The organism is Massilia alkalitolerans DSM 17462, from assembly GCF_000427785.1.
GTDB classification, from domain to species: Bacteria; Pseudomonadota; Gammaproteobacteria; order Burkholderiales; family Burkholderiaceae_D; genus Telluria; species Telluria alkalitolerans.
The window spans coordinates 1-21,889 of sequence record NZ_ATYR01000047.1 but is presented as its reverse complement, the minus strand read 5'-3'; the positions used below and the strand labels follow the sequence as shown (position 1 = coordinate 21,889).

Sequence of the window (21,889 nt, the reverse complement as noted above, 5' to 3'; positions counted from 1 at the left end):
AGTATGACAATGAGGACGACGTCAGGAAGGTCAAACAAAGCGGCTGCATCAGTTTCTCAGGTTTGCAACCGTATATCGGAGAGGGCCTGGCTGGAGAGCCTGTTGCGGTCAAGCCCACTGACACCGATGGACTCTTCGACGTCATGTTCTGTACGCGAAAAGTCGCAGAAATCGACCTCAGGATTAAGGCGTAGAATGGTTCGACATGTGTCACCTATGTCTCTAGACATGTGTAACCCATGTCCCTGTGCCATACAGACCCGCCCACCCTACCGGCGCCGCTTTTTCCAGTTGTAGTCCGGCCCCGTCACGTCCACGCCCGGATGGCCGACCAGGTCCGGATGCTCGGACGACATCGTGATGAAGCGCACGCCCTCCCCTTCGCGCTGGCGCGTGCGCAGTGCTTCCATGTGCTGCATCGCCTGCACCATGTCCGTGGTCTCGAACAGCTCCTGGTGGGGCGTGCACTTGTCGCCTTCAACGATTGTCCAGTACACCATGTACATCATGACCTCCTTATATGGACATATTGTCGCCGCTCGCGGCAGCGCGCGGCGCACTGGTCGGCATATTTTGATGCCTTCAGAAATTTCCAGTTAGCAGAAGTTAGCCTCATTAACTAGGAATATGCGTGCAAATGTAGGACTGGTCCGAAATGTCCTTTTTATGTGGGCTACTTCACACAACTCGTCGCATGCGGCCATTAGGCTCTAGTCTGTCTTCACAAAATAGCGGGTCAGAACATGAACATACCCATGAAGCACCAGCCAGACCACACTTCGGAACTAGAGCTCTGGGGAGGGCTCGAATGCACGGTCAACCGTGTACGCGACAACTACTTCAGCCAGATGGAGCGCAACGGCCACGCAGAACGCCTGCAGGACATCGACCGCTTCGCCTCCCTCGGCATCAAGGCCATCCGCTACCCGGTACTGTGGGAGCGCACCGCGCCCGATGGCATCGAGTCCGCCGACTGGTCATGGTCCGACGAACGCCTGCCGGCCCTGCAGCAGCTGGGCGTCACGCCCATCGTCGGCCTCCTTCACCATGGCAGCGGACCACGCGACACCAGCCTGGTCGATCCCGCCTTCCCCGAAAAGCTCGCCGAGTACGCCGGCGCGGTAGCCCGTCGCTACCCCTGGGCCGAGTACTACACCCCGGTCAACGAACCCTTGACCACGGCGCGCTTTTCCGGTCTGGCAGGCGTCTGGTACCCGCACGGCAGCGATGAATCCACCTTCATCCGCGCCCTGATCAACGAGTGCCGCGCCACCGTGCTGGCGATGCGCGCGATCCGCGAAGTCAACCCGAGCGCCAAGCTGGTGGCGACCGACGACCTGTCCAAGACCTACGGCACGCCCGAGATGCAGGAAGTGGTCAGCTTCTTCAACGACCGCCGCTGGCTGGGCTGGGACCTGCTGTGCGGTAAGGTCGACCAACACCACGCGCTGTGGAACTACCTGCTGGAGTCGAACGCCACCGCGGAAGAGCTGCTCTGGTTCCGCGACAACCCCTGCCCGCCCGACATCATCGGCGTCAACTACTACGCCACCAGCGAACGCTGGCTCGACCACCGTCCGGAGCGCTATCCGGAAAACCGGCGCCACGTCTACCGCGGCATCCCGCACGCCGACATCGAGACGCCGCGTGCGCTGGCCACGCCGACGCCGGGCATCGGGCCGCTGTTGATGGAAACCTGGGAACGCTACGGCCTGCCGATCGCCATCACCGAAGCGCACATCGACGCCAACCGCGAAGACCAGATGCGCTGGCTGCTCGAGATCTGGAACGCGGCGCGCAGCGCCCGCCAGCAGGGCGCCGACGTGCGTGCGGTGACGGTCTGGGCCCTCCTCGGCTCTTACGACTGGAACTGCCTGGTCACCGAGTGCCGCGGCTACTACGAGCCGGGCCCGTTCGACGTGCGTGGCGGCGAACCGCGCCCGACCGCCGTCGCCACCCTGATGCGCGAACTGTCCAGCGGACGTCCGCTGACCAACCCGGTGCTGCAGGGCGAAGGCTGGTGGCGCCGCCCGGGCCGCTTCTTCTGCAAGCCGGTGGCGACCCGCACCGCCATAGCCGACATCGCGATCCGCAGCCAGTTCAAGTCGAGCGTGGTGCAGCCGATCCTGATCACCGGCGCCACCGGCACGCTGGGCTCGGCCTACGCGCGCATCTGCGAGAACCGCAACCTGGCCTACCGCGTGCTGACGCGCCAGGAGATGGACATCACCGATCCGGCCTCGGTGGAGGCGGCTATCCAGCGCTACAAGCCTTGGGCGATCATCAATGCGGGCGGCTACGTGCGCGTGGACGAGGCCGAGGGCGAGCTCGAGCGTTGCATGCGCGAGAACACGCTGGGCGCGACGATCCTGGCGCTGGCCTGCATCCGCCACCAGCTGCGCTTCATGACCTTCTCCACCGACCTGGTCTTCGACGGCACCAAGGGCGCGCCCTATGTCGAGTCGGACGCCCTCAATCCGCTCGGCGTGTACGGCCGCAGCAAGATGGAGGCCGAGCAGCGCGTGCTGGACGCCGACCCGCAGGCCCTGGTGATCCGCACCAGCGCCTTCTTCGGGCCCTGGGACCGGCACAACTTCGTCACCCAGGCGCTCAATGCGCTCGAGGCCGGCCAGCCCTTCCAGGCCGCGGGCGACATGGTGGTCTCGCCGACCTACGTGCCGGACCTGGTCAACGTGTCGCTCGACCTCCTGATCGACCGCGAACGCGGCGTCTGGCACCTGACCAATGCCGAGGCGCTCACCTGGGCCGAGCTGGCCAAGCGTGCCTGCGACGCGGCAGGCGTGGATCACTCCAGGCTGGAAGTGGTATCGAGCGAGGCCTGCGGCCACCTGGCGCGCCGGCCGGAATACAGCGCCCTGTCGAGCGAGCGGGCACTCATGCTGCCCTCGCTGGACGATGCGCTGCGCCGGTATGTGGAAGCGGTGCAGGACCGGGCGCATGGGCGCGATGCGGAACTGCCCGGGGAAGCGGCGCATTACGCCAGCTGAGGTTTTAAGAGCTGAAAAGCAGATTGGGTTCCCGCCTTCGCGGGAACGACGTTCATAAGTAGCAGGCCACAATATCTGTCGTGACTGCAAACCTGAGGACCGTCGTTCCCGCGTAGGCGGGAACCCAATTTCATCTGCGCAGCCGGTAACTTACGAACTCGCCTCATCCGCCGCCACGAACTGCAGCCGGTACAGATTCGCATACATCCCGTTCGCATCGAGCAGCTCCGCATGCGTCCCCTGCTCGACGATGCGGCCGTGCTCCATCACCACGATCCGGTCGGCGCGCTCGATGGTCGACAGCCGGTGCGCGATCACGATGGTGGTGCGTCCCGACATCAAGGTCTCCAGCGCCGCCTGCACCGCACGCTCGGACTCGTTGTCGAGCGCCGAGGTGGCTTCATCCAGGATCAGGATCGGCGCGTCCTTGTAGATCGCGCGCGCGATCGCCACGCGCTGGCGCTGGCCGCCCGACAGGCGCATGCCGTTCTCGCCGATGCGCGTCTCCACGCCGTCTTCCAGCTTGGCCACCACGTCCGTCAGGTGCGCGGCCTTGACCGCCGCCGCCAGGCGTTCGTAGTCGATCTTCTCCGCGCCGTAGGCGATGTTGGCCGCCAGCGTGTCGTCGAACAGCACCACGTTCTGGCTCACCATCGCCAGCTGCGCGCGCAGGCTGGCCAGCTTGACGTCCGGGTAAGGCACGCCGTCGAGCAGCAGGCGTCCGCCTTCCGGATCGTAGAAGCGCGTTACCAGGTTGACGAAAGTGGACTTGCCGCCGCCCGACACGCCGACCAGCGCCACCGTCTGGCCCGGCTGCACGTCCAGCGTGACCTCGCTCAGGGCCTGGCTGGCCGCGTTCGGATAGCGGAAGGAGACGTTCTCGAAACGCAGGTGGCCTCTAGCCCGGCCCAGTTCCCGCGTGCCGGTATCGAGCTCGGCCGGGGAGTCGATCAGGCCGAACACCGTCTCGGCCGCCGCGATCCCGCGCTGCATCGGGCCGTTGACCTCGGCCAGCGACTTCATGGGCGTCAGCAGCATCAGCATCATGGTCACGAACTGGACGAACTCGCCCTGGGTCATGTTGGCCTGGATTGCCAGCACCACCACCAGCGACAGCGCCATCGAGGTGGCGATCTGGGTGACCGGCGTGGTGGCCGCGAACGCGACCGTCATGCGCTGCGAGAAGCCGCGCAGCGCTTCGCTGCGCGCATGGAAGCGCGTGCGCTCGTAGCGTTCGCCCGAGAACACGCGGATCACCTGGTGGCCGCGCGTGGCTTCTTCCACCACCTGGGTCAGCTCGGCCGTCACGCGCAGGTTCTCGCGGTTCAGGCGGCGCAGCCGGCCGGTGGTGGTGCGCACGATCACGGCGGTGAGCGGAATCACGATGATCGCCACCAGGGTCAGCTTCCAGTTCAGGTAGAGCAGCGTGCCGAGCAGGCCGATCACGACCAGGGTATCGCGCACGCAGGCCACGAACACCGACTGCAGCATGTCCACCACCTGGCGCACCTCGTTCACCACGACATTGATGATCTTGCCGGTCGACTCTTCATGGAAGCGCCCCACCGGCAGCCTGAGCACGCGGTCGAACACCATCGCGCGCAGGTCGTTCAGCACGCGGCTGGTGACCCAGTTGTTCAGGTAGGCGGTCGAGAAGGTGCCGATGCCGCGCAGGATGAAGATCGACACCAGCACGCCGGGAATCCACCACAGGCTGAACGGCACCTTGTCCTCGAAGCCGAGGTCGATCAGGAGCTGCAGGGCCTTGCCGAGCAGCGGCTGGGTGGCGGCGGTGAGCGCCATCGACAGCAGCGCCAGCCAGGCCCGCGTCTGGTAGGGCTTGACCACCGCCAGCAGGCGTTTGATGATGACCTTGTTTTCCAATTTATTGTCCACGTTGTGTTTCCATACCGGCCTGCGCGTCGGCTTTCGCGCTCAGGCAGAAGCCCATCAGGAGGGCCACCATGAGCACGTAGAACATGCTGCCCTTCAAGGACCAGAAGATGACTTCGGTGAGGCCGAAGCCGAAATAAGCAAGCACCACCAGCATGCCGGCCAGGGCCGGGGCGAACTGGGGCATCCCGCGGCGCGAGCCGCGTCCGATGGCGCGCGCGAAGAACGCGAAAGGCGCGGCCAGGATGCCGGCATACGCGAGCAGCCCGATCACGCCGCCGGTCGCCTGCGCCTGCAGGATATCGTTGTGCAGGTGGTGGCCGAATTCGAGGATCACGTCCTGGACCTTGCCCTGCTGCGCCAGCTCGCGCAGTCCGGCGCGCACGTCCTCGGGGCTGCGCCCGAACCAGGGTTCTTCCGCGATCAGGTAGCGGGCGCCCTTCCACAGCTCGAGGCGGATGCCGACGTTCGAGAAAGCGCTGCCGCCGTCGAGCCATACCTGGACGTCGTGCATGCCCTGGTCCATCCGTTCCTGCACGCCGAAGGCGGGAATGAAGAAGGTCGAGGCGAACAGCGCGAAGCTGCCGACCAGCAGCAGGCGCACGCGCCGGCTCTGCAGCAGGCGCGCGTAGGTCAGGAACAGGATGGCCGCCAGCACCAGCGCGATCCAGCCGCCGCGGGTGCCGCTGATGACCGTCGCGCCCAGGCCCGCCAGCGCGCCGAGCGCCGGAAAGATCGCCTTGCGGGTGCTGTGGCGGTAGTCGATGGCGGCCGCCAGCGCCACCAGCGCCAGGCACAATGCGATGTCGCCGAAGGTGATCGAATTGAGCCAGCCGCCCGGGCGGTAGATATCGAGCACGAAGCGTTGCCAGGCGATGAAAGGCAGCGCCCCCAGGGCGCCTCCGATCACGCCCCACCACAGCCAGGCGCGCGCGGGACGGGCCAGCACCACCAGCATGAGGGCGCTGAATCCCAGCAGCATGCGCGAGGGCTTGTCGAGGTAGCTCCAGTCGGCCTCGGGACGCGCCAGCACGAAGGCCAGCGCCAGCAGGAAGTAATAGCCGAAGGCCGCCAGCACCCAGCGGATCTCGCGCCAATGCGGCGCCATCGCCGCCCAGGCCTTGCGCGGCACGCACAGCAGCGCGAGCACGAAGACGAGACTGGAAAAGCCGATGCCGGACGGGGTGATGAGGCTGAGGAAAGGGAACAGGAAAACCAGGAAGCCGATCCAACGCTGCATCGGCACCCCGATTTTCGTCTGATTATTGTTCATTCATGTTCTTGTGGGATACTCTTGCCAAGCTTGAGCACGTGTTAATTGGACTTCCATGCAGCAAACCCCGACCATCTCTGTCGTGATCACTACATACAACCGCCCGGACGCACTCGCAGCGGTCGTGGAGGCCTGTTTCATGCAGGATGACAAGAATTTTGAAATCATTATCGCTGATGACGGCTCGACTGCCAACACGCGGGACACCGTCGCCGCCCTGGCAGCGCGCTCGCCCGTGCCGCTCAAGCACGTGTGGCAGCCGGACCAAGGCTTCCGCGCCGCGATGGCGCGCAACCGCGGCACGCTGGCGGCAACCGGCAACTATATCATCTTCCTGGACGGCGACTGCGTGCCGCAGCGCGACTTCATCCGGCGCCACCGGCAGCTGGCGCGGCCGGGCTTCCTGGTCGCCGGCAGCCGCATCCTCCTGAGCCAGGCGCTGACCGAACGCGTCCTGCGCGAACGCATCGACGTGGCCGGCATGTCCTTGCTGGACCGCCTGCGCTGTCGCCTGCGCGGCGACATGAACAAGGTGCTGCAGACGATGCTGCGCTGGCCCGACCTCGGCCGGGTACGGCGCCGGTTCAGCTGGCGCCGCATCAAGAGCTGCAACCTGGCCGTCTGGCGCGCGGACCTGGAGAAGGTCAACGGTTTCGACGAGAGTTTCGTCGGCTGGGGCCACGAGGATGCCGACCTGGTGCTGCGCCTGTTCCATGCCGGCGTGCTGCGCAAGGACGGCGCCCTGGCCACCGAGGTGCTGCACCTGTGGCACCGGGAAGCCAGGCGCGACGAGGAATCGAGCAACCGCAAGGTGGTGCTGGAGCGGGCTGCCGGCAAGACCGTCCAGGCAGTGCGCGGGCTGCGCGAACACCGGGGCGAAGGGCCGTTCGCCGCCCCGGCCACTTGAGGCGGCGTCAGCGGGCGGCGGGTGCGCAGCCGGGGCCGGGATTGGCCAGCGGCCCGGCGGCGGTCTGGGCGACGAAGGGAATGGCCCCGTCCTTTCCGTAGCTGAACTCTTCCACCGCCACCGAGCGGCGGAAGTCCGCATTCGACAATACCTCGTTGTGGTAGAAGATGTAGGACTTGCCGTTGAAGTCGGCGAAGGCCTGGTGGATCGTGTGCGTGACCTTGTTCTTGTCCATGATGACGCCGCGGTAGGTCCACGGGCCGGTCGGGCTCGGGCCGGTGGCATAGGCAATCACTTCCGGCAGGCCGCTCGCATAACTCAGGTAGTAGGTGCCGCCGCGCTTGTGCAGCCAGGGCGCCTCCTCGAAGTTGAACAGGCCGACGGTCTGGATCGGGCCATCGAGCTCGGTCATGTTGGGCTTGAGCTTCGCGTATTTCAGGACCTTGTTCCCGAAGTAGAGATAGGCCTGGCCATCGTCGTCCACGAACACGGCCGGGTCGATATCGTCCCAGTCGTTGGGCGTCTCGCGCGTCATGTCGTTGGTGACGAGCGCCGAACCGCGCGCATCCCGGAAAGGCCCGGTCGGCGAATCCGACACCGCCACGCCGATCGCCATCCCCTTGATGCTGGCATGCTTGACCGGCGCGTACAGGTAGAACTTGCCCTTGTGCTTGACCACGTCGGCGGCATAGGCATCGCCCTTGGCCCAGGCAAAGGTCTTCCAGGTGGCCGGCACGCCATGGTCCTGCCAGTTCACCATGTCGCAGGTCGAATAGACGCGCCACTCGTGCATCTTGTAGCGTTGTTCGCCTTCGGCGGCTTCGTCGCGGCCGGTGTACAGGTAGAGGCGGCCGCCATCGACGACGACCGCCGGGTCGGCGGTGAAGATATCGGTGACAATCGGGTTTTTCGCGTGGGCGGCGGCGCCGCACAGCAGGGTGAAGGCGAGGATCGATGCCGGCAGCAGGAATGGTGTCATGGCGTGGATGCTTTCGGTTCGGAGGCGGCTGGCCAGCGGGCCAGCAGGCGGCGGTATTCCGCTTCGCTGAGGTTCAGGATCGAGCCATGGCGCTTGCGGCTCGCACCGTAGGAGATGCGGGCCGGATCGGCACGGCGGAAAGCTGCGGGCCGGGACAGGTCGTCCGTCACCAGCGCCAGGTAGCCGGCGCGGCGCGCATACTGGTCGACCCACAGGCCCCACTCCTTGCCGCCGTTGAAGCGGAACAGGATCGGTCCTTCGACGTCCTTGCCGGTCAGGCCGACCGATCGCAGGTCGCCCAGCACGGACCAGTCGCCCAGCAGCTCCTTGCTGCCTTCGAGCGTGATCTGGCCGTCGCCGGAGGCGCGGACATAGCGATACGGAGCGGCCGGGTCGTCCACCCTGACGATCTGGGTGTCGATCAGGCCGGTGCTGCCGGGGCGGTCGATGTACAGGGCGGGTGGAGAAAAACTGCGGAAGTCACGGGTGCGCGCGTAGTAGATGCGCGGCTTGTCGATGCCGCCGGCCGGCGAAATGGTGGCCCAGTAGACCAGGTAGTCGCCGCTCTTCTCGTCGAAGATGGCTTCCGGCGCCCACGCGCAGCCGGCCCCGGGAATCGCCCCGGCGACGTCCACCAGGCGCGGCGCCGACCAGTCGACCAGGTTCCTGGATTCCCAGACCACGATGCTGGTGCTGCCCCGGTGCATGGCGGCATCCCAGCCCTTGCCGCTGGCGATGCGCAGGTCGGTGGCGAGCAGGTAGAAGCGCTCGCCGTCGGCGGAACGCAGGATGGCCGGGTCGCGCGCGCCGCGCTCGCCCACCGTGCTGCGCAGCACCGGCTGCGAGCCGTTCAGGTCTTGCCAGCGGTAGCCGTCCGCGCTGGCGGCGAAGTGGATCTGCTCGCCCTCCCCCGCGTCTCCCGTGAAGTGCACCAGCAGGTAGTGCGAGGTCGCGGGCGTCGCGGCAGGCGGCATCGCGCAGGCGCCCAGGCAGGCGGTGGCGAAGGCGGCGCACAGGCGGGTGGCGATGGAAGGGGACATGGTGCCAAATGGTAGCCGAATGGCGACTGGCCGCAGCATGCCGACCGCTCAAGACCTTGAGAGAATGGCGGCTGATGCGCCTTGCATGTTCGAGGCATGCATAGGTTGATCTTGCAGAACTGGCATGCCATGATCGTCCGATGTTCCACTTCCCCGGAAAGGAAATCGACGTGCGCCCGATGTATGCATTTCTCCTTGCAGCAGTGTTTTCCGGCGCCGCCAGCGCGCAGGCCTACCAGCCCGATTTCGCTCCCGCCACCATGAAGGGCCCGGCAAAGGGTCCCGCGAACGAGGTGATGGTGCTCGGTTCGCCCCACCTGTCCTATTTTCCGAAGAGCTTCGATCCGGCCACCCTGCGCGGCCTCGAGGACCGGCTGGCCGCCTGGAAGCCGGATGCGATCAGCATCGAGGCGCTGTCGGGGGCGCAGTGCGACCATGTGCGCCGCTATTCCTTCCGCTACAAGGACACGATCGCGAGTTACTGCTGGGATCCGGCGCCAGCCCGGCGTGCGACCGGCCTCGACGTGCCTGAGGCGACAGCCCAGGCCGAACAGCTGCTGGCGTCCTGGCCCGCGAACCCCTCGAGCAGCCAGCGCCGCCGCTTGGCGGCCCTGTTCCTCGCGGGCGGCGAGCGCGCCTCGGCGCTCGTGCAGTGGCTGCGCCTGCCGGAGGCCGAGCGGCGCGCGGGCGACGGCCTCGACGGCACACTGGTGGAACTGCTGGGCAAGCTGAAGGACCGGCGCGACGAAAGCTACCTGATCGCCGCCCGCCTGGCCGCGCGCCTGGGGCACGAACGGGTAGTCGCGATGGACGACCACACGGCTGACCGCATGGTCGCGGACGAGAAGGCTTGGGGCGATGCCATCATGAAGGCCTGGGACAACCCGGCGGTGGCCCAGCGCCGCAAGACCAACGAGGCGCTGCAGGCGAAACTGGATACCCCGGAAGACCTGCTGGCGCTGTACCGCTCCTATAACGGGCCGGAAGAAATGCGCCTCGCGTTCGCGGGCGATTTCGGTGCGGCGCTCGAAGAGCCGTCGGCGCAACGCTTCGGGCGCCAGTACGTGGGTTACTGGGAGACACGCAACCTGCGCATGGCGGCGAATATCCGCGACGCGCTGACGCCGCGGCCGGGAAGCAGGATGCTGGTGGTCGTGGGGGCTTCGCACAAGGGCTACCTGGAGGCTTACCTGCACCAGATGCATGACGTGCGGGTGGTGGATACGGCGGTGGTATTACGGTAAGACGCAGTTGTAGGGTGGGCGGCTCCACCCGGCCATGTGCTCCGCCTGTATCACGTGTGCCGCCCACGCGTTCAACCGGCATGTGAACAGCCGGTCCTTCTGCTCAAAAGAGAGTTGAACGCGTGGGCGGCGCTAAAGCTGCGGCTGCATCATGTCGTCAGGTGGAGCCGCCCACCCGACGAAGACGTATGGATCAGTACTCGACCGCCACGTCCTTCGCCCCCAGCGTCAGCTCCAGCTGCTGCTTGAGCGTATCCGACGGCGCCACCCGCCAGTCGTCGCCGAGCTGCAGGATCGCTTCCACGCCCTGCGGCTTGATGCGCAGGCTGACCGGCATGCCGTCCTGCATGCGGTGCGGCTGCAGGACCTCGGCCAGCTTGGCGGGATTGAGGTCGCAGGGCACGTCCATCTCCAGCTTGAAGCCGTACTGGATGCGCGCCGCCGCGATGTCGTAGACCTTTTCGGCCGTGATGCGCAGGCCGCCGTTGAAGCGGTCTTCCGACACCTTGCCGACCACCAGCAGGAATTCGTCTTCCTTGAAGATATTCTTGTTCTGCTCCAGCAGCTCGCTGTAGATGGTCACCTCGACCACGCCGGTCTTGTCGTCCAGCGCCACGATCAGGATCTTGCCGCGCTGGGTCATCTGGGTGCGCACGCCGGTGATCACGCCGCACAGCATGCGCGGGTCGCGCGACGGTTCCAGGTCCTTCAGCTTGGTCTTGGCGAAACGCCGCACCTCGGCCGCGTAGGAATCGAACATGTGGCCCGACAGGTAGTAGCCGAGCGCGATCTTCTCTTCGGCCAGCTTCTGGCGGTCGGTCCACGGGGTCGCCTTGACGTACTCTGGCGGCGCCACCAGGTCGGAGTCAATGCCGCCGAACAGGCTGACCTGGTTGGCGGCGGCGGCGGCCTGGCCGGCCGCTTCCATGGCGAAGCCGACCGAAGCCAGCAGCACAGAACGATCAACCCCGAATGCGTCCATGGCGCCCGCCCGAATGAGCGATTCGATGGTGCGGCGGTTGATCTGCTTGCGGTCCACGCGCATGCAGAAGTCGAACAGGTCCTTGAACTTGCCGCCCTCGGTGCGGGCGGCGATGATCGCCTCGATCGCGCCCTGCCCCGCGCCCTTCACGCCGCCCAGGCCGTAGCGGATGTTCGAGACCTGCTTGCCGGTCACGGAACGCGGCTGGCCTTCCGGGGTGAAGCGGAAGTGAGATTCGTTGACGTCCGGCGGCAGGATGGTGAGCTTGCAGACGTCGATCGCGTCCTCGACCAGGATCTTGATCTTCTCGGTGTCTTCCATCGCCAGCGACATGTTGGCTGCCATGAACGCGGCGGTGTGGTGCACCTTGAGGTAGGCCGTGTGGTAGGACAGCAGCGCATAGGCGGCCGCGTGCGACTTGTTGAAGCCGTAGCCCGCGAACTTCTCCATCAGGTCGAAGATCTCGTCGGCCTTTTCCTGCGACAAGCCGTCCTTGGCGGCGCCGGCGCGGAAGATGGCGCGGTGCTCGGCCATCTCTTCGGCCTTCTTTTTACCCATCGCGCGGCGCAGCATGTCCGCGCCGCCCAGCGAGTAGCCGCCGACAATCTGCGCCATCTGCATGACCTGCTCCTGATAGACCATGATGCCGTAGGTCTCGGACAGAATCGATTCGGTGCGCGGGTCCGGGTAGTCGAACTTCTCGCCGTGCTTGCGCTTGCAGAAGTCGGGGATCAGGTCCATCGGGCCCGGACGGTACAAGGCGACCAGCGCGATGATGTCCTCGAAGCGGTCGGGACGCGCGTCCTTGAGCATGCCCTGCATGCCGCGCGATTCAAGCTGGAAGATCGCGACGGTCTTGGCTTCGGACAGCAGTTTATAGGACGGCCGGTCGTTGAGCGGCAGGGTCTCGAGGTTGAAATCGGCGTCCTGCGGGTCGAGCGCGCGGATGTAGTTCACCGCGCGGTCCAGGATGGTCAGCGTGGTCAGGCCCAGGAAGTCGAACTTCACCAGGCCGACGGCCTCAACGTCGTCCTTGTCGTACTGCGACACCACGCCGGCGTCGCCGCCCTGGGTGTACAGCGGGCAGAAGTCGGTGAGTTTACCCGGCGCGATCAGCACGCCGCCGGCGTGCATGCCGATGCCGCGGGTGATGCCCTCGACCTGCTGGGCCAGGTCGAGCAGCTGCTTGACCTCTTCCTCGTTCTCGAGGCGCTCCTTGAGCAGCGGTTCCTCTTCGATCGCCTCGGCGATCGAGACCGGTTTACCCGGCTTGAACGGAATCAGCTTGGAGATACCGTCGCAGAAGTTGTAGCCGAAGTCGAGCACGCGGCCGACGTCGCGGATCGCGCCCTTGGCCGCCATGGTGCCGAAGGTGGCGATCTGCGATACTGCATCACGTCCGTACAAATCTTTTACGTGCTGGATCACCAGTTCGCGCTTTTCCTGGCAGAAGTCGATGTCGAAGTCGGGCATCGAGACGCGTTCCGGGTTCAGGAAGCGCTCGAACAGCAGGTTGTACTTCAGCGGATCCAGGTCGGTGATCTTGAGCGCATACGCGACCAGCGAGCCCGCACCCGAGCCGCGGCCCGGGCCGATCGGCACGCCGTTGTTCTTGCCCCACTGGATGAACTCCGCCACGATCAGGAAGTAGCCCGGGAACTTCATCTTGATGATGGTCTGGTTCTCGAATTCCAGCCGCGCCTCGTAGCGCGGGCGTTCCTTCTCGCGCTGCTCCTCGTTCGGATACAGCTGCACCAGGCGCTCTTCCAGGCCCTTCTTGGTCTCGGAGACCAGGAAGTCGTCGATGCTCATCCCGTCCGGGGTCGGGAAATCCGGCAGCTGGGGCTTGCCCAGCGTGAGGGTGACGTTGCAGCGCTTGGCGATCTCCACCGAGTTGGCGAGCGCGCCCGGCAGGTCGGCGAACAGTTCCGCCATCTCGGCCTGCGACTTGAAGCACATCTCTTCGTTGAAGCGGCGCACGCGCTTGGCGTTGGCCAGCATTTCGCCTTCGGCGATGCAGACGCGCGCTTCGTGGGCGATGAATTCATCCTTGTTCAGGAACTGCACCGGGTGGGTCGCCACCACCGGCAGTCCGAGGCGCCCGGCCAGGGCCACCGAGTGGCGCACGCCCTGCTCCTGGTTGGGCTGGCCGGCGCGCTGGATCTCGATGTAGAAGTGGCCCGGGAACATGCGCGCCCAGCGCTGGGCCGCACGTTCGGCGCGCTCGATGTCGCCCTGGTCGATGGCCTGGCCGACGTCCCCGAAGCAGGCGCCCGACAGCACGATCAGGGCATTGGATTGATCCGCCTCCGGTTCCAGCGTCGAGGTGGACGTGGCCAGCGCTTCCAGCCACTCGACGCGGATTTCGGCGCGGCCCTTGTATTGATTGGTGAGCCAGGCCTTCGACAGCAAATCGCACAGCTGCAGGTAGCCGGTGCGGTTCTTGGCCAGGATCAGGAGGCGCGACGGCTTGTCGCGGTTCTCGTCGTTGGTGATCCAGGCGTCGACGCCGACGATCGGCTTGATCCCCTTCCCGCGCGCCGCTTTATAGAAGCGCACCAGGCAGAACATGTTGGCCAGGTCGGTCACGGCCAGCGCCGGCTGCTGGTCCTTCGCGCAGGCCCCCACGATGTCGTCGATGCGCACGAGGCCATCGACGATCGAGTATTCGGAGTGGACGCGGAGGTGGGTAAAGATGGGGGAAGTCATCGTGCCATTTTACCTCGCCGGGGGATTCCCATCTAGCACGGCGCCGGCCGATCGTTGCTCCCAGGCACCCACAATGTAAAACGCCCGATGCGCTGCATCGGGCGTTGCCGGCGGCTCAGGCGCTTACGGACGCTTGACCGAGAACTGCGGGTCGCGGCCCTGGCAGACGAAGTCCATCGAGGAGTTGTTCGAGCCGGTGTATTGATAGGTCCACTGCCCGCTCGCCTTGGTCGTCGTCCAGTTGTTGGAGTTCCCGTTGGCCACGGCGATGCTGCCGCAATCCTCGTTCCCGCTCGGGTAGCGGTTGCAGGCCCGGACCGTGACGCGGCCGCCGCAGCTGTTCGCATACACCACTTTCATGGTCTTGTCGGCGCTGAAGGTCGGCGTGGCGGCCAGGCACTCCGGCACATGGCGCGGCACGAAGCAGCCGTCCTTGTCCGGCGAGCCGCCGCCCGGGGTTGGATTCGGCGTGGGCGTCGGAGTCGGCGTCGGGTTCGGCGTCGGCGTGGGATTCGGGGTCGGGCTCGGGGTCGGGTCCGGATGCGGCACGAAGGGCGCAGCCGAGGTGCGGAAGCTCCAGCTGAAGTCGCTCGACAGCGGGGTGCCGCTGCTCGAGCGTACGCCGGTGGTCAGGGTTGCCTGGTACCAGGACGACGTCGCCAGGGAGCTCGGACGGAAGCGCACCTGGTCGGCCAGCACCTGGAAGGTGCCCGGCACCTGGGCATTGCTGGCCAGGTCGATCAGCCTGAAGGTATTGGCGTTGATCGAGTTCGGGTCGACCTGGGTCCCCAGGTTGAAGACGACCGAGACGTAGGAGCTGGTCGGCACGTCGGTCAGTCCCGATGGCGGCGTGACGGTGAAGTCGCCGCGCACGCCGAAATAGATGGCCGTGCTGGCCACCGGCAGCGGCAGGCCGCCCGTGCTCTTGAGCTGGTTGGTCAGCGTGATGGTGTAGGTGTCCGGCGCGAAGCCGGTGGTCGCGGTGGTGGTGAAGGTGATGGTGCGGCCCGAGACGCGAACCTCGCCCGGGATCTTCTGGTTCATCGATTCGCGGGTCACGTAGAAGGCGGTGCTCGAGACGGTGCTCGGATTGACGTCCTTGTCGAAGCTGACCGTCACGCTGCGCGCGACGCCGGCGCCGAAGGCCGGCGCGCTGCGCAGCGTGCCCTGGTGGATCGGGCTGCTGTCGACCAGGTTCAGCCAGTTCGCCGACGAGGTGCCGGAGCTGCAGACGTTACCCACCAGTTTCAACGGCTGCGGGCAGATCGAGGGCGCCGGGCCGGTGTACGGCGGCGTCGGGGCCGGGTTCGGGTTCGGCGCCGGCGTCGGGGCCGGATTCGGGTTGCTGGTCGAGCCCGAGGGCACGCAGGTGCCGTAGCTCAGCACCTGTCCCGCCGGGCAGCTGGTGGCGACCACGCACACGCCGTTCTGCACGGTGCCGACCGAGCAGCTGGCGGTGGTCGTGAACGACCACGAGAACGGCGCATCGAGCGTGGCGCCGGAGGCCGCCTGCAGGCCCTGCTGCAGGGTGACGGTATAGCGGGTATTCGGGCGCAGCTGCAGGCTTTCGGCCTGCCCTTGCGGCCAGCCATGGCTCCAGACGTTGTCGCTGACCTGCTCCATGCGGCCCGGAATCGCCGGCGAGATCGTGATCTTGCCGCTGTTGAGGTGGGAGGTCGACAGCAGCGGCATATTGAAGCCGGCCATCAGGCGAGTGAGGGTGCCGACGTTGGTCGCGTTATTCGGCGGATCGACCGACACCACGGCCAGCTTCGGCACGCAGGCGTTATTGGCGAGCACTTCGCCGGCCTTGCAGGCCGCGGCCGGCAGCTTGTAGACGATGCCGCGCTGGATCAGCGGCAGCACCCGGTCCTTGTTCTCCTTCGATTCCGAGAACGCGGTCATCACCGCCGTGCGCGTGACCGCGCCGGTGTTCAGGTGGCCGAGGTAGAAGGCCACGCCGGCCGCGTCGGGCAGGCGCTGCAGCACGTTCTGGTAGACGCGTTCGACGAAGGCCTTGTTGTCCAGGGCGCCGTACAGGCTCTGGAATTCCTGGCTGCCGACGAAGCCGGCGGCGACCGTGTCGAGCGACAGCGGCGCCTTCTCGGCCAGGTCGATCCAGTAGCCCAGGCCTTCGACGTCGGGCTGGCGGTTGAACGCGGCCTGGTAGATGCGGTACACCTGGCCGGGCACGCCGTCCAGGTCGAGCGCCACGGTCGCGTCCAGGAACTGCAGGCGCTTGGTGCCCGCGACCGGGCTCTGGGTGCGGCCGGCGCTGTCCGTGATCAGGATCTGATTGTTGACCGACAGCGTGATGTTGTAGGCGCTGCGGTTGGCCGGGAAACTCATCGACGGCGGCGCGCTGGGCGCCGGCGCGGGAGCCGGGGCAGGCGCCGGCGGCACGACCGCGACCAGGCTGGCTTCGTCGAGGAAGAAGTGGCTGACGCCGGCGCCGTCGCTGGTGCCGGTAAAGCGCAGGCGGATGGTCTTGCCCTTGTAGGCGACCAGGTCGACTTCGGGGCTCTGCATCCAGGAGGTATTCAGCACCGCATTGCTGTGCGTGGCCAGGGTCTGCAGGACGCGGCCGTTCGCCGGATCGACGACCTCGACCGTGACCTTGTCGGCGCCCGGCGCGGAGTTGGTGTCGCTTGCGATCATGCCGTACCAGTAGCGCAGGGTCGCGGCGGTGGCGCCGGCCGGGATCGCGACGTCCTGGTACACGACGTCGTTAGCATTGTTATAGCCGAGCAGGTAGGCGAAGCCGGTGCCCTGGTACGAATACTCGGCATCCATGCTCAGCACCTCGGCCGTGGCCTGCCAGCCGAAGCTGCCCTCGAAGCCGGGGTTGGCCAGCAGCTGGGTGGTCGGGAAGCCCGTCGCCGCTCCGCCCCCGCGCATGCTGCCCACACCGGGCGTATTGCCGGCCGGGATGTCCGCGTCCCGGGTATGGCCGAAGCGGCCCGCCAGCTCGGAGCGGTCGGCCTTGATGTCGGCGGGATCGCCGGCATTGCACCCCGCCAGCAGGAGGGAGAGCGCGAATGCCGCGCCACGGTAGAAGGAGGTCATCGGAAGTGGCCTTTAAAAAATTCGACAATGCTTAATTGAACGGCAAAGGCGGATTTTAATTTGTGGCAACTTCCATTGCAGCAAGAAATAACAAGCCTGGCGACTTGTTAAACGCATTTACAACACAGTGTTAAATAAACGAACTCCTGTCGAAAAAGATGTGACACTTTCGGTCACTCAGGCAGCCCCTTCCGCCGGCGCCGCGGACGGCAGCTTGCCGCGGGCGCCATAATTGCGGCGCATGCGCAGGAAGGGTTCCTCGACGATGTGGTAGCTCAGGGTGGACAGCGCCCAGGTGGCGCCATAGGCCACCGCCAGCATGATGGCGGCGTCGGCCCAGACATTGCCGGTCGGCGCGACCAGGCCGATGCGGGCGGCGAAGATGTGCAGCAGGCCCATGTGCAGCAGGTAGAACGAGAAACTGATCTTGCCGCCCTGGCTCAGCGCGCGTTCGACCAGCGAAGGCAGGCGCGGCCCGAAGGAGACCCAGGCCAGGATCAGCGCGGCCCAGCCAAGACTCTCCAGCGTCGGCCAGACAATCCAGAATGCCGAGCGCGGCGTGGCGCCGAAGGGCGCGACGCGGTGCATCAGGGCGGTATCCCACAGGACCAGGGCCACGCTCGCCACCAGCAGCAGCGGCGCCCAGCGGGTCAATTGCGTTCGCCAGCGGGCGTACAGCATCGCCGCCGCCATGCCGATCAGGAACTGGTCGAAGCGGCCGACCCAGGTGCTGAAATACATCAGCGTGCTGTTGTCGTTGACCGTATAAGCCGCCACCTTGAAGAAGGCCATCAGCACCAGCCAGCCACCCAGGTAGGCCACGCCGCGTTCGATGGTGAAGCGCGCCAGGAAGGGGAAGACCAGGTAGAACAGGAATTCCAGCGAGATGGTCCAGGCGGCGCCGGTGATCACCGTGCCCGAGGTCGGCGCCAGGCCGAGGTTGGAGGCGAACAGGTAGAGCAGGTCCTGGGGCGCGAACTTGTCGCGGCCGATCGAGGTGGCGACCAGGAAGATGACGAGGTAGAGCGGCAGGATGCGCAGCACGCGGTTGCGCAGGAAATCGCCGTAGACGATCTCGCGCCCGGCCCCGTGCTGGTGCAGGGCGATCTGCATGAACAGGAAGCCCGACAGCGTGAAGAACAGGCCGACGCCGGTGTGCCCTTCCGTGATCAGGGCGGTCCAGGGGCCGCCAAGGCGCACGCCGCCGTTGCCGGCATATTCGAGGTGGAAATGGAACAGGAAAACCAGGGTGGCGGCGAGCCAGCGCAGCTGGTCGATGCGCGGGTTGTACTGGATGTTCAGGGAATGCATGGCAGGGCCGGCTGGCGCGCGGCTTGTTGTTCTAATTCTTCTATTCTAATGTGAAAACCCGAGCCATTCCCTCTGGAATTGCCGCTTCGCACAGCAGCTGCCTTATAATAGCCAGCTGTCTTCACCAGTCCCAGCCTCAGCAGCCATGTACGTCAATATCGCCGCCTACAAATTCGTCACCCTCGACAATCTCGAAGCGTTGCGCCCGCAATACCAGGCGCTGTGCAACGAACTCGGCCTGAAAGGCACGGTCCTGCTGACGCCGGAAGGCATCAACATGTTCCTGTCGGGTACGCGCGAGCACATCGACCAGTACCTCGCCTGGGTCCGCAGCGACGCAAGATTAGCTGACCTCGAGTGGAAGGAAAGCCTGTCACTTGAGCAGTCGCACAAGCGCATGCTGGTGAAGATCAAGAAGGAAATCATCACGATGCGCATGCCGCTCATCAAGCCGGAACTCGGCCGCGCGCCGTCGGTCGATCCGAAGACGCTCAAGCGCTGGCTCGACCAGGGCCACGACGACGAGGGCGTGCCGGTGGTGATGATGGAAACCCGCAATGCCTTCGAGGTCGATGTCGGCACCTTCCAGAACACGCTGGACTACCGCATCGACAAGTTCACGGAGTTTCCCGAAGTGGCCGCGCAGCACAAGGATGAGCTGGCCGGCAAGACGGTGGTAACCTTCTGCACCGGCGGCATCCGCTGCGAGAAGGCCGCGATCCACATGAAGAACATCGGCTACGAGCGCGTCTACCAGCTCGACGGCGGCATCCTGAAGTATTTCGAGGAAGTCGGCGGCGAGCACTACCAGGGCGACTGCTTCGTGTTCGACTACCGTACCGCGCTCAACCCCAAGCTCGAGCCGACCGAAACCACACAGTGCTTCGCCTGCCGCGCCGTGGTGACGCCGCGCCAGCAGCTGTCGCCCGAGTATGTGCCGGGCGTGTCCTGCCCGCACTGCGCCGGCAAGGACAAGGGCGCCGCCTTGTAAGATTGGATGGACGCGTGGTCGGCGGGGCCGACCACTCTACGCCCAATCTGGCTCTGCCACGGTAATGCGCTACCTGCGCCATACCGCTTTTACTACTCTGCACATCTCACTTCATAATATTTCAAAAAACGTCTATTTTTGAAATATTATTTCAAACAATGGCCATGCCGTCGAAGTCGACACCGCTTGGCGACCCGACGATCTTCGCGATGGCGGCGTCGATCTGTCCCGGGTCGGAATACATGGCGCCCGTCTGCAGGTTCTTCACCTGGGCGATGTAGTCGACCGCGATCGCCGTCTTGGTGCCCGTGTAGGCGGCCATTTCGGCAGCGGTATCGATCCGGTTGGTGAACTGGGTCGACACGCCCACCTTGGCATTGAACGCGACGCGATCGTCACCCTGGGCGCCCGCGGCCACGCCGGTCACCACGTTGCCGATGTTCAGCGCACCCGTGTTCAGGGCGTTCGCCCAGAAATCGATGCCGGCGGCTTCGCCCGCACGGCCGAACAGGTTCTCGTACACTTCCGCCACCACGGCACGGTTATTCATGCCGCCATAGGTCGCCTGGTATTCGGCCGAGGTCGAGAACGCCTGGGCGATTTCCTGGTAGCCGTTCGGGTTGGTCGCCAGGTTCTTGGCCCAGAAATCCAGGCCGGCCGGGTCTGCCGGGCGGCTGAAATAGGCGACATACAGTTTCTGCACTTCGTTAATGTAATCAGTTGCCATCACGGCCTCCTCATCAAAATGGTAAGGAAAATATACCGTAATAAAAAGAACAAGGGCGCAATTCACTCATCTGTGCGCACCTAATTTCTTCAAGAAAATCAATTACATACAGAAATATGTTTCATGAGGAAACGGATTTTTCGAGCTTTGGCAAGGCATGTCAGTGACCGTAACGATGAGCTGAAAACTGGTGGCCATGCGGGTTTGCGCAAGCTGCCGACGCATCGGTTCGACAGACCATCGTCTGTCCAGAATAGTGCAGAAGTGAAAAAAATTGTGGGTATGCGTAGGCCAGTTGGCAACGTTCTGCCGGAAAAGATGTGGTAGTAGAGAGACAACGCTGGCTGGCAGTCCGTTGGCTCACGCAAAGTCAGGAGCAAAGCTGCCGCCAGCATCGCAACGAGAGTCAGGCCTTGCACGCGTTGTTGGCCTGCAAGACGTTACGCCGTTTTTTGGACTTCCCGAAAGACAAAAGCCCTTCAGGGAAAGCACCCCTGCCGCATCCTGAGGGGCAGGGTTCCATGGCCTTAATCCCCCGATAAAACGAGGGCATCTGGCACTTAGATCAAGTCGGTCGCTGGATTCAGGTTGGTAATACCTACCAACACGACTGCCTCCTTACCCATGCCGCCATTGAAAAACACCAGGGTGTCAGTACCGGCAGCAGCAACTGTAAATACTCCGGCAGCATAATTGCCAGTCACGTAGAATTCGTGCGTCGCCGCTGGGCTCGCAAAGGCTACCGTATCAGTGCCATTCAGCGTGATGTAGCGGCTCAGATAATCCTTGCTCGACGTCAGGTCGATCCGGTCAACGCGAGTTGTAAAGTCGGTAATGACATCGAAGTTACCGGTGAAGGTGTCACCCGTCGTGAAAAACCCGTTAGCATTCACGTCGTTGAAGACATACGAACCAGTATCGCCAGCAGCGAACACAAACACATCTGCACCCGCGCCACCCGTCAGCCAATCGGCACCCGCAGCACCGGTGATCACGTCATTACCGTCGCCGCCGATCAGCGTGTCGCTGCCCGGCCCGCCCGTCAAGACTTGGTCGTTGGGCACCGTCAACGCAAAGGTATCACTCACTGACAGCGGTGCAGCTGCCCCATCACTGGCTGTGACCTTGATGTCGATCCGGCCCACGTCGGCATTCAGCGGCGTGCCGCTGAACGTGCGCGTGGCGGCATCAAAGCTCAGCCAGGCCGGCAGCGCACTGCCGCCGGCCAGCGTGGCGCTATAAGTCAGCGTGGTGCCGGCATCCACATCGGCGAAGGCATTTCCCGGCACCTGGAAGCTGAAGGCCGTGTCTTTTACCGCCCTCTGGTCAGCAATCGCGTTGACAACGGTCGGCGCTTCGTTGACGTTGGTGACATTCACCGTCAGCGCCTTGACGTAACTGGCGCCGGCCGCATCCGTCACCTTCACGTTGATCGCCAGGCTTGGATTGGTCTCGAAGTCGATCACCGCTCCCGCCTTGACCCTGAGCTTGTCGCCCACGATCTCGACCAGGCCGTTATCGGCGTCAGTGGTGCCATCTCCGGCCGCCAGCGCGTAGGTGAACGTATCGCCCGCGTCCTGGTCCGAAGCGCTCAGCGCCGCGATTTCCGTACCGGCGTTGCTGTTCTCGGCCACCGTGCCGACGGACAGGATGATGCCGGTCGGCGCGTCGTTGACGTTGGCCACGGCGGCCGTCGGCGTGGAAGCGACCGATTCAGCGGTGCCCTGGGCGTCGGTGTACGAAGCGAGCACCCGGACGA

At 65.1% G+C, this 21,889-nt stretch carries 14 protein-coding genes and 1 pseudogene; 5 read left to right on the top strand and 10 right to left on the bottom strand.

Features of this window, described 5'->3' with window-relative positions:
* Positions 1 to 194 (top strand): annotated as a pseudogene (locus tag YWC_RS33630) (IS481 family transposase); the annotation flags it as partial.
* A 75-nt stretch (positions 195 to 269) separates the two neighbouring features.
* On the opposite strand, the gene YWC_RS0125755 reads toward YWC_RS33630, so the two are convergent.
* Positions 270 to 509 (bottom strand): hypothetical protein, encoded by a 240-nt coding sequence (locus YWC_RS0125755; RefSeq protein ID WP_229413204.1) that lies wholly within the window; start codon positions 507 to 509, stop codon positions 270 to 272.
* Positions 510 to 755: 246 nt separating this feature from the next.
* Between YWC_RS0125755 and YWC_RS0125750 the strand changes: the two genes are divergently transcribed.
* Positions 756 to 3,008 carry a family 1 glycosylhydrolase gene (locus YWC_RS0125750; RefSeq protein WP_084416605.1) on the top strand — a complete coding sequence of 751 codons (2,253 nt, stop codon included), beginning with the start codon at positions 756 to 758 and terminating at the stop codon, positions 3,006 to 3,008.
* A 150-nt stretch (positions 3,009 to 3,158) separates the two neighbouring features.
* Here YWC_RS0125750 and msbA read toward each other — a convergent pair whose 3' ends face one another.
* Both msbA and YWC_RS0125740 read right to left on the bottom strand, forming a co-directional pair.
* On the bottom strand, positions 3,159 to 4,904 hold the full coding sequence (gene msbA, locus YWC_RS0125745; protein WP_267872175.1) for a lipid A export permease/ATP-binding protein MsbA: 1,746 nt from the start codon (positions 4,902 to 4,904) through the stop codon (positions 3,159 to 3,161).
* Positions 4,894 to 6,174 carry an O-antigen ligase family protein gene (locus YWC_RS0125740; protein WP_027867941.1) on the bottom strand — a complete coding sequence of 427 codons (1,281 nt, stop codon included), beginning with the start codon at positions 6,172 to 6,174 and terminating at the stop codon, positions 4,894 to 4,896. The genes msbA and YWC_RS0125740 overlap by 11 nt, the downstream gene beginning before the upstream one ends.
* Before the next feature lie 55 nt (positions 6,175 to 6,229).
* On the opposite strand from YWC_RS0125740, the gene YWC_RS0125735 reads away from it, so the two are divergent.
* Positions 6,230 to 7,081, top strand: a complete 852-nt coding sequence (locus YWC_RS0125735) for a glycosyltransferase family 2 protein (protein WP_027867940.1) — start codon at positions 6,230 to 6,232, stop codon at positions 7,079 to 7,081.
* 7 nt (positions 7,082 to 7,088) lie between these two features.
* On the opposite strand, the gene YWC_RS0125730 is transcribed toward YWC_RS0125735, so the two are convergent.
* On the bottom strand, positions 7,089 to 8,060 hold the full coding sequence (locus YWC_RS0125730) for a glycoside hydrolase family 43 protein (protein ID WP_027867939.1): 972 nt from the start codon (positions 8,058 to 8,060) through the stop codon (positions 7,089 to 7,091).
* Entirely contained in the window at positions 8,057 to 9,100 is a 1,044-nt protein-coding gene (locus YWC_RS30925) for a glycoside hydrolase family 43 protein (RefSeq protein WP_051306763.1), read from the bottom strand. Before YWC_RS30925 ends, YWC_RS0125730 begins: the two co-directional genes overlap by 4 nt.
* Before the next feature lie 140 nt (positions 9,101 to 9,240).
* Here YWC_RS30925 and YWC_RS0125720 point away from each other — a divergent pair, with 140 nt between their 5' ends.
* The gene (locus YWC_RS0125720; protein ID WP_229413203.1) at positions 9,241 to 10,344 is read left to right on the top strand and encodes a DUF5694 domain-containing protein; all 1,104 of its coding nucleotides are present in this window, start codon (positions 9,241 to 9,243) and stop codon (positions 10,342 to 10,344) included.
* A gap of 193 nt (positions 10,345 to 10,537) precedes the next feature.
* Here YWC_RS0125720 and dnaE read toward each other — a convergent pair whose 3' ends face one another.
* The 3 genes from dnaE to YWC_RS0125705 form a co-directional block, all read right to left on the bottom strand.
* A complete protein-coding gene (dnaE, locus tag YWC_RS0125715; protein ID WP_027867937.1) occupies positions 10,538 to 14,035 on the bottom strand; it encodes a DNA polymerase III subunit alpha in 3,498 nt (1,165 codons plus the stop codon).
* Positions 14,036 to 14,158: 123 nt separating this feature from the next.
* Positions 14,159 to 17,101 (bottom strand): Ig-like domain-containing protein, encoded by a 2,943-nt coding sequence (locus tag YWC_RS0125710; protein ID WP_027867936.1) that lies wholly within the window; start codon positions 17,099 to 17,101, stop codon positions 14,159 to 14,161.
* A gap of 177 nt (positions 17,102 to 17,278) precedes the next feature.
* Complete coding sequence (locus YWC_RS0125705) at positions 17,279 to 18,412, bottom strand: acyltransferase family protein (RefSeq protein ID WP_027867935.1); 1,134 nt, start codon at positions 18,410 to 18,412, stop codon at positions 17,279 to 17,281.
* Between the two features lie 145 nt (positions 18,413 to 18,557).
* Between YWC_RS0125705 and YWC_RS0125700 the strand changes: the two genes are divergently transcribed.
* The gene (locus YWC_RS0125700; protein ID WP_051306762.1) at positions 18,558 to 19,403 is read left to right on the top strand and encodes a sulfurtransferase; all 846 of its coding nucleotides are present in this window, start codon (positions 18,558 to 18,560) and stop codon (positions 19,401 to 19,403) included.
* A 151-nt stretch (positions 19,404 to 19,554) separates the two neighbouring features.
* Here YWC_RS0125700 and YWC_RS0125695 read toward each other — a convergent pair whose 3' ends face one another.
* Together YWC_RS0125695 and YWC_RS34080 are read right to left on the bottom strand one after the other, a co-directional pair.
* Complete coding sequence (locus YWC_RS0125695; protein ID WP_027867933.1) at positions 19,555 to 20,130, bottom strand: DUF4214 domain-containing protein; 576 nt, start codon at positions 20,128 to 20,130, stop codon at positions 19,555 to 19,557.
* 560 nt (positions 20,131 to 20,690) lie between these two features.
* Positions 20,691 to 21,889 (bottom strand): putative Ig domain-containing protein (locus tag YWC_RS34080; RefSeq protein ID WP_027867932.1); only part of this gene is annotated, 1,199 nt, incomplete at its 5' end.